This is a genomic window from Psychrobacillus faecigallinarum, from assembly GCF_014836595.1.
Lineage (GTDB): Bacteria > Bacillota > Bacilli > Bacillales_A > Planococcaceae > Psychrobacillus > Psychrobacillus faecigallinarum.
In genome coordinates this window covers 95,575-110,211 of the sequence record NZ_JACSQO010000006.1, presented here as the reverse complement: position 1 = coordinate 110,211, position 14,637 = coordinate 95,575, and the positions used below count along the sequence as shown (strand labels likewise).

Annotated in this window: 15 protein-coding genes; 7 read left to right on the top strand and 8 right to left on the bottom strand. The window is 38.0% G+C overall.

Annotation, left to right across the window (positions count from 1 at the left end):
- Positions 1 to 117: 117 nt before the first annotated feature.
- Both H9650_RS12670 and H9650_RS12665 read right to left on the bottom strand, forming a co-directional pair.
- Positions 118 to 771 carry a glyoxalase gene (locus tag H9650_RS12670; RefSeq protein ID WP_151111998.1) on the bottom strand — a complete coding sequence of 218 codons (654 nt, stop codon included), beginning with the start codon at positions 769 to 771 and terminating at the stop codon, positions 118 to 120.
- Positions 772 to 784: 13 nt separating this feature from the next.
- On the bottom strand, positions 785 to 1,228 hold the full coding sequence (locus H9650_RS12665; RefSeq protein WP_151111996.1) for an ASCH domain-containing protein: 444 nt from the start codon (positions 1,226 to 1,228) through the stop codon (positions 785 to 787).
- A gap of 202 nt (positions 1,229 to 1,430) precedes the next feature.
- On the opposite strand from H9650_RS12665, the gene H9650_RS12660 reads away from it, so the two are divergent.
- The 6 genes from H9650_RS12660 (at position 1,431) to H9650_RS12635 (ending at position 6,672) form a co-directional block, all read left to right on the top strand.
- Positions 1,431 to 2,603, top strand: coding sequence for an alanyl-tRNA editing protein (locus H9650_RS12660; RefSeq protein ID WP_154312046.1), 1,173 nt, complete (start codon positions 1,431 to 1,433; stop codon positions 2,601 to 2,603).
- A 63-nt stretch (positions 2,604 to 2,666) separates the two neighbouring features.
- Entirely contained in the window at positions 2,667 to 3,101 is a 435-nt protein-coding gene (locus tag H9650_RS12655) for a hypothetical protein (RefSeq protein ID WP_191697370.1), read from the top strand.
- Between the two features lie 153 nt (positions 3,102 to 3,254).
- Positions 3,255 to 3,659, top strand: coding sequence for a MarR family winged helix-turn-helix transcriptional regulator (locus H9650_RS12650; protein WP_144540086.1), 405 nt, complete (start codon positions 3,255 to 3,257; stop codon positions 3,657 to 3,659).
- A gap of 6 nt (positions 3,660 to 3,665) precedes the next feature.
- On the top strand, positions 3,666 to 4,841 hold the full coding sequence (locus H9650_RS12645) for an MFS transporter (protein ID WP_191697369.1): 1,176 nt from the start codon (positions 3,666 to 3,668) through the stop codon (positions 4,839 to 4,841).
- Between the two features lie 194 nt (positions 4,842 to 5,035).
- Positions 5,036 to 5,572, top strand: coding sequence for a superoxide dismutase family protein (locus H9650_RS12640; protein WP_144540090.1), 537 nt, complete (start codon positions 5,036 to 5,038; stop codon positions 5,570 to 5,572).
- 17 nt (positions 5,573 to 5,589) lie between these two features.
- Positions 5,590 to 6,672 (top strand): CAP domain-containing protein, encoded by a 1,083-nt coding sequence (locus tag H9650_RS12635; RefSeq protein ID WP_154312043.1) that lies wholly within the window; start codon positions 5,590 to 5,592, stop codon positions 6,670 to 6,672.
- A gap of 52 nt (positions 6,673 to 6,724) precedes the next feature.
- Here H9650_RS12635 and nfsA read toward each other — a convergent pair whose 3' ends face one another.
- The 3 genes from nfsA to adh form a co-directional block, all read right to left on the bottom strand.
- Positions 6,725 to 7,456 carry an oxygen-insensitive NADPH nitroreductase gene (nfsA, locus tag H9650_RS12630; protein ID WP_154312042.1) on the bottom strand — a complete coding sequence of 244 codons (732 nt, stop codon included), beginning with the start codon at positions 7,454 to 7,456 and terminating at the stop codon, positions 6,725 to 6,727.
- Positions 7,457 to 7,662: 206 nt separating this feature from the next.
- Positions 7,663 to 8,025: a DUF779 domain-containing protein gene (locus tag H9650_RS12625; protein ID WP_144540310.1), complete on the bottom strand. Its 363-nt coding sequence runs from the start codon at positions 8,023 to 8,025 to the stop codon at positions 7,663 to 7,665.
- A 26-nt stretch (positions 8,026 to 8,051) separates the two neighbouring features.
- A complete protein-coding gene (adh, locus tag H9650_RS12620) occupies positions 8,052 to 9,572 on the bottom strand; it encodes an aldehyde dehydrogenase (protein ID WP_144540096.1) in 1,521 nt (506 codons plus the stop codon).
- Between the two features lie 392 nt (positions 9,573 to 9,964).
- Between adh and H9650_RS12615 the strand changes: the two genes are divergently transcribed.
- A complete protein-coding gene (locus tag H9650_RS12615; protein WP_144540312.1) occupies positions 9,965 to 10,783 on the top strand; it encodes a YitT family protein in 819 nt (272 codons plus the stop codon).
- A 450-nt stretch (positions 10,784 to 11,233) separates the two neighbouring features.
- On the opposite strand, the gene H9650_RS12610 is transcribed toward H9650_RS12615, so the two are convergent.
- From H9650_RS12610 to H9650_RS12600, 3 genes are all read right to left on the bottom strand, one after another.
- Positions 11,234 to 12,751 carry an acetyl-CoA hydrolase/transferase family protein gene (locus H9650_RS12610; RefSeq protein ID WP_191697368.1) on the bottom strand — a complete coding sequence of 506 codons (1,518 nt, stop codon included), beginning with the start codon at positions 12,749 to 12,751 and terminating at the stop codon, positions 11,234 to 11,236.
- 225 nt (positions 12,752 to 12,976) lie between these two features.
- The gene (locus H9650_RS12605) at positions 12,977 to 13,621 is read right to left on the bottom strand and encodes a LytTR family DNA-binding domain-containing protein (protein WP_144540100.1); all 645 of its coding nucleotides are present in this window, start codon (positions 13,619 to 13,621) and stop codon (positions 12,977 to 12,979) included.
- A gap of 25 nt (positions 13,622 to 13,646) precedes the next feature.
- Complete coding sequence (locus tag H9650_RS12600) at positions 13,647 to 14,600, bottom strand: TRM11 family SAM-dependent methyltransferase (protein WP_144540102.1); 954 nt, start codon at positions 14,598 to 14,600, stop codon at positions 13,647 to 13,649.
- Between the last annotated feature and the right edge of the window lie 37 nt (positions 14,601 to 14,637).

Sequence of the window (14,637 nt, the reverse complement as noted above, 5' to 3'; positions counted from 1 at the left end):
AAAGAACTCATAGATCTTTTGATGAAGAAATATTAAATCTATTTTCCTCTAAAACGACCCTTGAATATATTAAGAAAAAGCGACTGTAACACACAGAAGTGTTATCAGTCGCTTATATTATTCCTCCGATAATTCTCCAGTTTCTAGGACAGTAATGCTTTTGCCATTAGTTAGCTGGATGCTTATTGGGGATGTAACGCTCATTCTTTTAGAGAAATACCATCTGCGCTTTGGGGGAACTAATAATATAAATGTATCCTTTCTGCCTAAGAAATTCAGTTCCTCCGGCTCAATGCTGACATGGCCGGATACAGAAATACCTAACGCTTGAAGCTGTTCGCCGACCTCTTTTACAAAAGGTGTCGTTATACTTACTTCACTTACATTTAGTAAAGATTCAATGGTGAAATCACTCCATTTATCCACATGTCTTCTAGCTATAAACTCAATCACATTCCCTGCCGGGTCCTCAAAGTAAAATGCGTCTGCATCAAACCGAGCATAATAAATGTCTTCCAACCCATCCTCTCTATTTAGCAATACTCTTTCTTTTGCCCATAGCTTAGCAAGTGTGTATTGGTTGCCTGGAATGTTAATGGCAAAATGATATAGCGAAGCGTGTTCTGATTCTTTAAAAACAAGCTTAGACTCACCAATATCCATTTGAAAATAATGGTCTCCTGCTTCGGTAATTTGGAACTCTAATACATTTTCGTAAAAGCCGCGCAGTTCCTGTAACCTGTTTGTATACATTGTTACTATTTTAAACATCCTCGCACCCCTCTTATTTAACGTCTACTAATTCAAAGCGCTCACAAACTAACAATAGATCTTCTTCAAACTTTAAGCCTATTTTGTTTAATTCATCAGTAAAAAAATTTATGTGCGTTTTTTTCCAATAATCATAACTTCTGTCACCTTCACCCTCTGCGTAGGCAAACTCCTTTGAAACCTTATTCATCGGTTCAATACTGACATCAGAAGTTCTTATAATACACACCGGTTCATCCCTTGCATTTAAGATAATACTATAATCACCGACCTTTGGAAGTGGCTCCTTTTCAATCTCATATAGTATATGTGCCGAACAGGTAGCAGATTTCACTTTGTCTACTACAAGTCTTGCTAATGTATCAGCATCATCTCCAAATTGCCAAGCAGATACTTCTGGCTCTTCCTCATTGTCTTTCCAAAAAAAGTTCCAATATTCTCTTGATGCTATATTCATTTTTGCATACCTCTTTTATTTAATATTTCGTTAATTTTAGTATAGGGAAGGATTTTTAAAATTACTATTGATATTTTTGCCCGTTCTCTTTAAAATACATAAATTAACCATTTGAATATGAAAAATGAAGGATTTTAAAAGAAGCGGGATATATACAGTATTAGAGGAAGAACTATCCTCATAAAACAAGGGAGCTAATGAAATGACTAAAAAATTATATTACGAAGATCCTTATCTAACTACCTTTACTGCCAATATCGTAAAACAAGAACCGGAATATGTGGTTATTTCAGAAACAGCTTTCTATCCTACAGGTGGTGGGCAGCCATGTGATTTAGGTAGATTAAACGGTATTTCAGTGATCAATGTAGAAGTGGTAAATGATGAAATCAGACATTTTCTTGCCGAACCGCTAGATCCGGATATTACAAAAATTGAAGGAAAGATTGAATGGTCAAGACGTTTCGACCATATGCAGCAGCATGCTGGTCAACACATATTATCTGCAGCGTTCGCCGAGCTTTTCCAGCTGCAAACAGTAAGCTTCCACCTAGGCAAAGAAAGTGTCACTATAGATTTAGATGTACCCGAGATTTCTGCTGAGCAATTACAAGAAGTAGAGGATTTAGCCAATCAAATTATCCTAGAAAACCGTCCTATTGAGACAAAGTGGGTTACGGAGGAGGAGCTAGCTCAATATAATTTACGTAAGGCGACAAGTGTAAAGGAAGATATTCGATTAGTCATTATCCCTGATTATGATTACAATGCTTGCGGGGGGATCCATCCCTCTACTACCGGACAAGTGAGCTCGATCAAAATTCTACAAACTGAGAAACAAAAGCGCCAAGTTCGTGTAGAATTTGTTTGTGGACAAAGGGTTATAACTCAGTTTCATCGTAAGCATTCCATCCTGCTCAATCTGATTAGCACTCTTAGCACACCTGAGGAAAAACTGGAGGACGCAGCAAATAGCATCCTATTCACAAATAAATCACTAGAAAAACAAATAACTGAATTAAACAACAAAATCCTTCAATATGAAGCGAAAGATTTATTAAATGAGTCTAATAATGAAGTTATAGGTGTCACCTTTGAAAATAGAACTATCCAGGATCTTCAAAAGCTAGCTCGCTTCCTCGTGGAGGAGTCACCTAACACATTGTGTATTTTTGTATCACATAATGATGAAAAGCTTCAAGTTGTGGTGGCCAAGGGGAAAAACAGAGAAGAAAATATGAAATTATGGATTCAGCAAATAATACTTCCTATAAACGGCAAAGGTGGTGGCAACGAAATGATTGCTCAGGGAGGTGGAGAGGCATTACTTTCTAGTGCCGACCTTTTAAACAACGCTTTAACCCATGTTAGGTAATACCGTGCCAATTAACTCCTTCCTACATATACTAATTTGACTAAGTAGAAGGAGGGCTTTAATTTGACAAATCAATTTAATTTTCCAGGTGGATTTCCGGGAGGACCCGGAGGACCACCTGGCGGGCAGGGCATTCCAGGCTTCCCTGGGATACCTGGGATGCCTGGGATGCCAGGTTTCCCTAATAGACCTCCTGGCGGTCAAGGGAGCCCCGGTAGACCTCCTGGGCAAAATACTCAAGGAGGTGCTCCAACTAGCCCTCCTCCCTCGTTTGTTCCCCAACAAAGACAGGATGTAGGCGTTTTTGCAGTTGACCCTGGTGCTATAAGAAGCTGCCTATTTCGCAACACGTATATTTGGTTGAACAACGGTAGAAGCTTTTGGATTTTCCCAACGTATGTGGGAAGAAACTCTGTATCTGGTTTCCGCTGGAACGGTTTTCGCTGGACCTTCTACGGAACTGATCTTGGAAGAATTACATCCTTTCAATGTTTTTAAAAGAAGCCGAGTTTTCTCGGCTTTTTCTAATGCTATTAAGTGTATAGGTTAAAATAATGTCATTTTCTTCTAATTCACTTTACAAATTTTGTCCTACGAATTAAAATAGAAACTTAGCTAGTTAAATATATTTCCAGATAAGGAGTCATTAAGATGACAAATCCACTTATTCATGAGCTTTTTCAAAAGACTCGTTTTTTATCCTATGAAAGTAACAAAACGCTAAAGGATTATAGTCTTTATTCCTCCCAATGGTCGGTCTTAAACTGTGTTTATAAACATACTGAGATGACATTGACTCAAATTTGGAAGTATTTAAATGTAGAAGCACCTACTATTACCCGCACAGTCAATCGATTAGCCACTTTAGGCTGGTTAGACATAAAGACTGGAAAAGATCGTCGCGAAAAAATAGTTAGGCTCTCAACTAAAGCTCTACAGGAATTCCCTAATATCGAAAGCTCCATGAATGCTTTTGAAAACGAAATGCTTTCTGCCCTTTCTAAAGAAGAGCAAGAGCTTTTTATGGGATTGCTAAAAAAAATTAACAAGGAGTAATGTTTTTTGAGTAACAAGGAACCAATATGGACCAAACCTTTTATCAGTTTGTTCAGTACAAACCTCTCCATATTTATCATTTTCTATGGCTTAGTAACCGTCCTTCCTCTTTACGCTACAGATGTATTAGAGCGTTCGGATGAAGAGGCTGGCTTACTAATGACCATCTTTTTATTATCTGCAATCATTATGCGTCCATTTACCGGTAAGCTTTTAGATATAGCTGGCAAGAGAAAAATGCTCTGGATTAGCTTAATTTTATACTTGATATGTACAGTGTTGTATTACTTCATAGAGCCCTTTACTATCTTACTTGCTTTACGATTTGTACAAGGTATCTGGTTTAGTATCGCCACAACTGCAAGTGGCTCTCTGGCAGCAGATAATATTCCACCATCTAGACGCGGTGCAGGTTTAGGGTACTTTACTATGTCTACTAACTTAGCGGTAGTAGTTGGCCCTTTCATAGCACTAACGATTGTACAATATTTCTCCTATGATATATTCTTTATTGCTATGAGTGTACTTCTACTGATTGGTGCTTTATCAGCATTATCTATTCCAGCAGAAAAACAGCCAGCAGTACCACCTGTAAAAACAAGAATGACACTAAATGATTTATTTGAGAAAAGATCTTTACCAATAGCATTAATCGGTAGCTTGATTGCTTTTTCATATGCAAGTATTCTTTCTTATTTATCTATTTACTCACAGCAAAAAGGTGTACTGCATCTAACAAGTAGCTTCTTTGCCGTATTTGCTATCGTGATGCTTGTTACTCGACCGTTCACCGGAAGAATTTTTGACGAAAAAGGGCCTAGATACATAATAATACCTGGATTAATATCCTTTATGTTTGGACTAATTTTATTGGCATATATGGATAGCCCTTTTACATTTTTATTATCTGGTGCTTTTATTGGTCTAGGATACGGAGCAGTTGTGCCTAGCTTCCAAACGCTAGCTATTCAATCTACTACTCATGAACGGAGCGGATATGCAACTGCTACCTTCTTTACATTGTTTGATACAGGCATCGCTATAGGGTCTTTTGTTCTCGGCATTGTCGCATCTAAGCTGGGTTACCAAGGTCTCTATCTATTATCTAGCGGTATTGTTATTTTGACATTGATTGTATTCTTAATGCGAATGAAACAATTGAGAGCTAACCTTTATAAATAAAATTGTTTTACTTCATTTGGACATGCATTCCTTTACTATATAACTATACTAATAATCGAATCTAATATTCTAAATACAAAGCACAATGCAGAATAAACAACTGCATTGTGCTTTTAATTTAAATAGATGTATATAAACCCTATATTTGGTAAGACTTATGTGGAATTATAATTATAAAATTAGGAGGGGCATAAGTGTATAAACATATTGTAGGCACTATAGTACTAACTAGTGTTTTATTAGCTGGATGTAGCTTTTCTTCAGTTGATGCCAACTTAAGTGAAAAGGTTGATGTTTCATTGATTAATACAGAAGGTAAACAAGTAGGAACTGCCACCCTTTCAGAAACCTCCAAGGGTACCCATATCTTGTTAAAAGCAGAGGGGCTTACTCCTGGAGTAAAGGCCATCCATTTTCATGAGACAGCCAGTTGTGAGAAACCAACATTTGAATCAGCGGGAAGCCATTTTAACCCCACTGAAAAAGAACATGGTTTTCAAAATCCAAAAGGATACCATGCAGGGGATTTACCAAATATTGAGGTAGATAAGGATGGAACTATAGAATTAGAAACAATCTCACCTGCAGTAGTATTAACGCAAGGGAAAAGTAATTCTTTGTTAGACGCTGATGGTAGTGCTATTGTTATTCATGAAAGTGCTGATGATTATAAAACCGACCCTGCAGGGAATTCTGGCAAAAGAATCGTATGTGGAGAAATTAAGAAATAAGTTGGAGTGTGAAACGCGTGAGAAAAGTAGGCTGGTTTCTTCTTTTGTTAGTAGCCATTTTCTTCTCAAGACCGTTGTGGGAAGAATATACAACTGAATATGTTGATCTCTCTTTTCTTCAGCCTGTAGATGAATGGATAGATTCTATGGAGGTTGGTCAGTATCTTAATGAGGCAAAGGCATACTGGCAAGAGATGAAATCTAATCCTACATCATCACCAACTGAAACAAACATCCCTCTTTCTGATACAGGCATTGAGCTAGATAAGATTAAGATGGGTATGAAAAAAAGTGAGATTGAAACGATATACGGTAAGGCTCAAAGAGTTAGCTTAAACGAATATGGCTTAGTTTGGCATACTCATCATGAAAACTACCAAAACTTTATGATGATCTCTTATGACTCACAAAATAAAGTAAATGCCATGTTCACCAATCAACCTTCTAACTCTATGTTTTTAGGATTGACTATGGATAGCAACAGAGATCAAGTTGTTGCAGCTTTAGGTGAGCCTATTAAACGTTTGAAAAAAGGTAACATTGTCTACCTCCTGCCAGACTCTGGTGAGTATGATTTGTTTTTGATAAATAACAGCTATATTACATTTTTTTATGATATACATGAGAGCAGTACGATTACAGCGATTCAAATTGTAGAAGAATCTGTAGAAAAAAACCATAAAGCAACCTTTGGCGAACCTTCTGAGGAACTCAAAAAAGGATTTGAATATCAGCTTTTCGATTTAACAAATGCAGCACGTGCCATTCGAGGTTTACCTATCCTTACATACGATGAACCAGTAAGTGATACGGCACGAAAGCATAGTGAAGATATGGCTATTCATAATTATTTTAGTCATGATAACTTACAGGGTCTGACCCCCTTTGAACGAATGGAGCAGGATGGTCTTAGCTTTACCTATGCTGGTGAGAATTTAGCATATGGACAAAGCAGCAGCATCTTTGCACATGAGGGACTAATGAACTCACTTGGTCATCGCAAAAATATTTTAAGCCCGAACTATAGGAACCTAGGAGTAGGTACTGCATTTAATGATACAGCTACTCCCTACTACACGGAAAACTTTTTTACAAAATAAAAAGCAATGAAAGAGGATCTCGACTAATTTCGAGATCCTCTTCTTTTAATACTCATTTTAAGTTAAATCCTTTGCTCGCTAAAAATTTCTTCATATGAGGTCTCCGAGGGCTTTCTAAGAAATCTGCCATTTGACTTGTCCAAGTAGATACTTTTTGATTTGACCCACGGCTCAAGTAATATTCCTTCATCGTTTCATCGTATACTTTTAAAAGTTCAGCGTACTTATCAGAATCATAATCATTTTCATGTAAAATAGCCTCTACTGGTAATCTTGGCTTTACCTCGTTATGTTGATCTGGTACCCCTAAGGTGATTGCAAAAAGTGGGAATACTCCCTCTGGCAGATTAAACATAGTGCTTATTTCATCAGGGGCATTTCTAACCCCACCAATATAACAAATCCCATAGCCCTTGTCTTCAGCTGCAATAACAAGATTTTGAGCGAACAATGCAACGTCTACCGCTCCTACTAACACGTTTTCAGTAGTATCGATTGTTATTTTCTTCTCTTGTATTTCCCCTGCTGCTTGCAATCGATTAAAGTCTGCACACATTAATAGAGCTGCTCCCGCAGTGCTAAATTGTGTAGGATTTTTGGATAGTCTACCTAGCTCTTCTCTTTTCCCCTCATCCGAGACCCATATAACACTATAGGCTTGCACAAAGTGAGAGCTTGCTGCATGCTGTGCTGTTTCTATAAGCTCTGCAACTTCTTCTCTTGATAGCTGGTAGTCCTTATATTTTCTTACGGAAGCATGTGCTCGTAACAGTTCTTTCACCATCTGATTTCCTTCTTTCTTTGTGTGTTGTAATTTTAGTATAGCTTAATTTATTTTAGGAATGAAACAAAGCAAACTATAGCATTGAAAAGATAGCTTAAGCGTCTTAACACAAATAAAATGGAGAGAGTAAGATCGAGCTCTCCTATTTAGTAAATCAAATAAAATAAGCACAGAAAGAGGGATATCCATTTCTGTGCTTACTATTATTATTTTCTACTACTAAGCTGGCTGTTTTCTTCAGAGGTAAATGCCCTAGACCTTGTTAAGAAACGTTTGCCCTCCACCCCTTCGAGTGAAAACATTCCTCCTCTTCCTTCTACCACATCTATGATGAGTTGTGTGTGCTGCCAGTAGTCAAACTGATTTTTATGCATATAAAACGGCACATCGCCGATATATCCAAGGAGTGTGTCCTGATCTCCTACAATTAGCTCTCCATTTGGATAACACATAGGAGAGGAACCATCACAACATCCTCCTGATTGATGAAACATCAATGGACCGTGCTTACTTTTCAATAATTCAATTAGCTCTAGTGCAGTAGCTGTTGCGATAACTCGTTCAACGATATACACGCACCCTCTCTTATTTTTGCTTAAAAGAACCCTAATTTGTTTTCACTATAGCTCACTAATAGATTTTTTGTTTGTTGATAATGACTGAGCATCATCAAGTGGTTTTCTCGTCCTATTCCAGACATTTTATAGCCACCGAAAGCCGCATGGGCAGGATACTGATGATAGCAATTTGTCCATACGCGCCCTGCTTGAATGGCACGTCCAAAGCGATACGCAATATTCATATTGCGTGTCCATATTCCAGAACCTAAGCCATATAAGGTGTCATTTGCTATTTCCAATGCCTCTTCTTTCGTTTTAAAAGTGGTAACGGATACCACTGGTCCAAAAATCTCTTCCTGGAATATACGCATTTTGTTATGACCTTTGAAGACAGTTGGCTTGATGTAATACCCTTCTGCCAAATCACCCTCTAATGTATTACGTTCTCCACCGATTAAGCATTCTGCACCCTCTTGTTTTCCAATATCTAAATAGGAAAGGATTTTTTCCATTTGTTCAGTAGAAGCCTGGGCTCCCATCATTACATTCGGATCAAGAGGATTCCCTATATTAATAGATTCCACTCGGGCTAGTACCCTCTCCATAAATTTATCGTAAATAGACTCTTGAATAAGCACCCTAGAAGGACATGTACATACCTCGCCTTGGTTAAGGGCAAACAATACAAAGCCTTCTATCGCTTTATCTAAAAATGCATCATCTTCATCCATTATGTCCTCAAAGAAGATATTTGGTGATTTACCTCCAAGCTCTAAAGTTACTGGAATAAGATTTTGAGAAGCATACTGCATGATTAAACGACCAGTAGTAGTTTCACCAGTAAAAGCAATCTTACTAATTCTAGGACTAGACGCTAAAGGTTTACCTGCCTCCAAGCCAAATCCATTTACGATATTTACTACTCCCGGAGGAATTAAGTCCTCAATTAACTCCATTAGCACCATTATAGATACTGGCGTTTGCTCTGCTGGTTTTAGCACCACGCAGTTACCTGCCGCTAATGCAGGAGCAAGCTTCCATACCGCCATTAGAATTGGAAAGTTCCAAGGGATAATTTGTCCAACTACACCAAGTGGCTCATGGAAATGATAAGCAACCGTATCGTTGTCAATTTGACTCAATTTGCCTTCTTGTGCTCTTATTACACCTGCGAAGTATCGGAAATGGTCAATAGCTAAGGGTAAATCTGCATTTAACGTTTCTCTTACAGCTTTACCATTGTCCCATGTTTCTGCAACAGCCAGCATCTCTAAGTTCTCTTCTAAACGGTTCGCAATTTTGTTTAAAATGTTCGAGCGTTCTGTGACTGAGGTCATACCCCATGCATCCTTAGCAGCATGAGCAGCATCTAATGCCAATTCAATATCTTCCGCAGTGGAGCGCGCAACTTGGGTAAACACTTTCCCTGTCACCGGGGTAACATTCTCAAAGTACTGTCCGTTTACTGGTGGCGTCCACTCTCCGTTAATATAATTTTCATACTTGTCCTTAAAGGAAACCTTTGCCCCATCTGTATTTGGAAATGCATAAACCAACTTATATTCCTCCCTTTTTTATTAGCGCATTTAAATAGTATGCAAAAAAATAATTATGTATGCGCTTACAAAATATGTTTTTTATCACACGAGCTTTCTGAAAAGATAGGTTTATTGAACTCCCTTCCTTCTATTAAAACTAACCTAAAGTTATATTAACAGATTTTAATAAATTTTTAAACTATTTAGATAACGATAGTGTTATATAGTATTTTTTAGATTATTTTATTAATATATTGCATTACTCTTTTAATTGTTTGAATTTTTTTATAAAATAGAAGAATGGCTATTTTTTTAGAAAAGAGGAGATTAAATTGAGTGAAGTAGCGATTGAGCTAGCAAAATTAAAAGTACCCCACAGAAGAACCCCCAAAAAAGTTGTTGCTGGACGAATGATTATGATAGCTATTGGAGCTATCTTGATGGCGGTCGGCCTAGAACTTTTCTTAGTCCCCAATCAAATTCTCGATGGTGGAGTTGTAGGAGTTTCTATCATCATTTCACACTTAACAGGAGTTAGATTAGGAATTTTTATCTTCATATTAAACATCCCATTCTTTTTCCTAGGCTACAAACAAATCGGGAAAACCTTTGCCCTTTCTACCCTTTTCGGTATTACTATACTGTCTCTCTGCACCTCTTATTTGCATCATATCGATCCCTTTACAAAGGATTTACTGTTATCTACAGTATTTGGAGGCATCGTTCTTGGTGTTGGTGTAGGATTAGTTATACGTAACGGAGGATCATTGGATGGTTCCGAAATACTAGCTATTTTATTTAATAAGTCCCTACCCTTTTCCGTTGGGGAAATTATTATGATTATCAATCTAGTGATATTCTCCATAGCAGGATTTGTCTTCAATTGGGAGCAAGCTATGTATTCTTTTTTAGCCTACTTTGTAGCATTTAAAACGATTGATATAGTTATACAAGGTTTGGATGAATCTAAGTCCGTCTTCATCATTAGTGAAAAGGTAGAGGATATTGGAGACACTGTAATGGACCGTCTCGGCCGTGGAGTAACCTATCTACATGGAGAAGGCGCTTATACAGGAGACAGTAAGAAGGTAATCTTTACCGTTGTCACTCGATTAGAGGAGGCCAAGCTAAAATCTATTGTGGAAGAGATAGATTCCCATGCCTTTTTAGCAGTAGGTAACATCGCCGAGGTTCAAGGCGGTAGATTTAAGAAAAAAGACATTCATTAATGAAAAGCTAAAGAGCCATTTCTTATTGTTTCGGTATGCTTGAGTAAAGACTTATCAATATCAATACTAAGGAAATCTTGAGAGGATATCCGTGACTTGAGTCACGAATACCCTCTTTTTCAATAATCTAAGGACGTTTGTCTGTCCATTGCCCTTCTTCTATGTCCAGACTCCTTAACCAGTGCTACATATGCGTGATTGGAGCGACAGGCGGCGACTCCAGCACGCGATCAGTGAGACAAATAATACACCACATACGGCCCACAAGCGACGGTGATGGCTTATCGCTCACCCCGGCTTATCGATCACCCCGCGGAACGCGTTCGGCGAAAGCGGAAATCAGCAATCTATCATTCATGCTTTTCATGTATGTTTATGGGATGGATACAAATAACCACTCATTGTCTTTAAATTTAAAACCCGTATCCAACAATAGATACGGGTTCTCTCTTATGCTAATGATTCTTCTTTGTCTAACATAGTTCCTGTTTCTGCAAACTTTGTATGGAAAGAGAATGCCTTCTCCAATATATGTGGAGTTTGTCCGCCTCTAGAAAGCGCCTCCACAAAATAACTACTTAGCTGATCTCTGTACATCGGGTGCACACAATTATTAATGATTAATGACGCTCGCTCACGAGGTGCTAAACCACGTAGGTCTGCATAGCCTTGTTCTGTCACTACTACATCTACATCATGCTCCGTGTGATCCACATGTGAAACAAATGGAACGATACTAGAGACATTACCGCCTTTAGCAATAGACTTTGTTACAAAAATAGCTACCTTGGCGTTTCGTGCAAAATCTCCAGAACCACCAATACCATTCATCATTTTTGTTCCGCAAACGTGAGTGGAGTTAACATTTCCATATATATCAAACTCTAATGCTGTATTAATCGAGATTAGACCAAGACGACGAATTACTTCAGGATGATTCGTGATCTCCTGTGGTCTTAGTACTAGCTTGTCACGATACTGATCGAAGTTGTCAAATACCTGTTTCATCTTTTCATCTGATAGAGTAATCGAGCACCCAGAAGCAAAATCTACCTTACCCGCATCTATCAAATCAAAAACAGAGTCTTGTAATACTTCTGAGTATACTTCAAGGTTCTTAAACTCCGAATCAATCATTCCATGTAACACCGCATTTGCTACTGAGCCTATACCTGCTTGAATAGGCGCTAGCTTTTCTGTTAATCTTCCAGCTTTTACTTCCTCACGAAGGAAAGCTAGTAGATGGTCTGCCATTTCCTTTGTTTCCTCATCAGGAGGAACAATTGTAGACGGAGAGTCCGTATACTTAGTAAAAACTATCCCCTTAACCTTAGAAGCATCAAAAGGAATACCGATCGTTCCAATACGCTCACCTACAGAGCTTACAGGAATTGGCTTTCTATTCTCTCCTTGTGGTGCCGGTTCGTAAACATCATGTAAGCCTTCAAATTCTTCTAGTTGTGCTACGTTTATTTCAATAACAATATTATTTGCATGGGTAACGAAGGTCGCAGAATTACCTACTGAAGTAGTTGGTATAATCATCCCATCCTCAGTAATTGAAACCGCTTCCACAATAGCGAAGTCGACTGTAGGTAAAACTCCATTACGAATTAATTCGGATGTATGAGACAAGTGCTGATCAACAAATAGATGATCACCTGCATTAATGTGCTTTCTCATAGTTGCATCCGCCTGGAATGGTAAACGTTTATTGATGATTCCTGCTTCTGATAGAAGCTTATCTATATCAGAACCTACAGAGGCCCCCGTAAAAATGTTCACTTTAAATGTTTCTTTTTTCGCTCTCTCTACTAATGCTAATGGAACTGCCTTCGCATCACCCGCACGTGTAAATCCACTTAAACCCAACGTCATTCCATCTTGGATCCAGGAAGCAGCTTCTTCTGCGCTTACTATTAAGTCGTGTAATTTTGAATTTTTTACACGATTAAGATTTTTTAACATACAGACACATCCCCCTCGTTCGTTGCCTTGTCTAATTATTTTATCGTGTATCGTCACAAATTTGATAAAAACAGTCGAAGACACTTTTAAAGCGGATAAAACAGAAAAAACAATGACTAAAACAGAAAAAATTTTAAAAAATTCATATTTGACCGTCTCAGAAAAAGGAACAAATAAAAAAAGCTTGAATAAAAAGAGATTATCCCCTTATCCAAGCTTTGTAATTTAAAAACCTAATAATTTCCTAAAATAGCTAGAGTATGATTGACTGACAGATACCTTTTCTCCCGTATGCATAGCTAATACAAAGGTTGAATGAGTATCTGGGTATATTTCTTTAATCTGATGAACATTGACGATAAAAGAGCGGTGGCAGCGAATAAAGGACTCTCTTGGCAGTCTGTATTCAAAGTCCTGTAAAGAACCTGCATGGGTGCCAGTAAAATCTTTCGTCACGATATGTGTCTTTCGATCTCTTGCTTCCAAATAGATAACATCTGAAAAAGGGACAGGCATCCAACCATCTAGCGTTTTGATGGTGATAACGGATTTCCCATCAGTTAAAGCAGGATAGATGGCTAATACAGTTCCCTCCACCTCACCATTATGCTGCAAGGGTACAGCCATTCCATGATAAGGAACGCCAAACATTTCTCGATTGATAAACTCAGAGACCTTTTGGTTACTATGCAACGCTTTATATGCGAGGGTTCCTTCTTTTATAGGGTCACCTGGTTTTATCTTTAAGTCTATGCGTGTGCTTGGTCTATAGTATATGTACTTTTCTTTATCCGAGACAGCTATCGATATCTCATCAGAAAATAATTGACCAACTACATCTAAAAGTCCACCTAAAGAGAGCTCTTGCATCCTTTCCTCCCCTTTCTAATACTTTTCACTCACAAACTAAAATTTCTCGCTCAAACTGTTGTTTTGTTGTAGTACAACGATCCTTTATATGAAGTCCAATTGATTTTAATCGATCGTCCATAGATTCAATCGTCACAATCACTACCCGCTTAGCAATTCTTTTCGCGTGCGTTAATATGGTCAATTGTTCTTCCCATGAAGCATGAGTATATAGATTATATGGTAAATCGATGATTGCAACGTCATAGGTTTCCTCAATATCTTGAATCGCACTCTTTTTCACATCGCCTGTTAATCCAAAGTATTCTAGATTTTCTCTTGAGCCTATACAAACTAGCGGGTTAATATCTCTTCCTACAATATCAATTCCCATAGACCGAGCCTCTACCAGCACCGTTCCAATACCACAGCAAGGATCGATTGCTCGAATACTAGCTGGATGAGGAACAGCAATATTAGCTACAGCTCTCGCTACTCTCGTACTAAGTGCAGTAGAATATTCTCTCGGTTTTTTTATATGATTAAACCAGATGGGCTCACTTTTTTTATATGTCCCAAAATACCAGCGCTTTTCATAGGGAACAACAGCAAACAGTTGATCTGGATTATGAAGATCAAAATCCCCCATCATTTCAGAGCCAATAGCTCGTTCAATTTGAAGACGCTCATTGTTTTGAATCTTATCGTCTCCTTGCCTATCATTTATCTTGAGAAAGACCACCTTGTTTGTCTCCCCCTCTTTACCAAATAGATGGGCAGTAGTAATAATTTCTTCTATAGTATCTCCCTCTGCTAATATGTCGATTCTTCCCTTCATAAAAGGGCTTCGACTAGGATCTATCCTTATATCACTTCTCAGTATTTTCTTTTCTGTATCATATCCAAAAAAAGAGCGCATCTCTAGATGACAAAGAGAGCGTTCTGCATCGTTGTATGCAAATGTATAAATAAATGACGGATACTCGTTTGAATTTTTCAACGTATTACCTCCAATAATATTTCCATTATAACATGGG

Coding starts and splice junctions, on each gene's coding strand:
- H9650_RS12670 (WP_151111998.1), bottom strand. CDS start 771: ATGTTTAAAATAGTAACAATGTATACAAACAGGTTACAGGAACTGCGC.
- H9650_RS12665 (WP_151111996.1), bottom strand. CDS start 1,228: ATGAATATAGCATCAAGAGAATATTGGAACTTTTTTTGGAAAGACAAT.
- H9650_RS12660 (WP_154312046.1), top strand. CDS start 1,431: ATGACTAAAAAATTATATTACGAAGATCCTTATCTAACTACCTTTACT.
- H9650_RS12650 (WP_144540086.1), top strand. CDS start 3,255: ATGACAAATCCACTTATTCATGAGCTTTTTCAAAAGACTCGTTTTTTA.
- nfsA (WP_154312042.1), bottom strand. CDS start 7,456: ATGGTGAAAGAACTGTTACGAGCACATGCTTCCGTAAGAAAATATAAG.
- H9650_RS12615 (WP_144540312.1), top strand. CDS start 9,965: ATGATTATGATAGCTATTGGAGCTATCTTGATGGCGGTCGGCCTAGAA.
- H9650_RS12610 (WP_191697368.1), bottom strand. CDS start 12,751: ATGTTAAAAAATCTTAATCGTGTAAAAAATTCAAAATTACACGACTTA.
- H9650_RS12605 (WP_144540100.1), bottom strand. CDS start 13,621: ATGCAAGAGCTCTCTTTAGGTGGACTTTTAGATGTAGTTGGTCAATTA.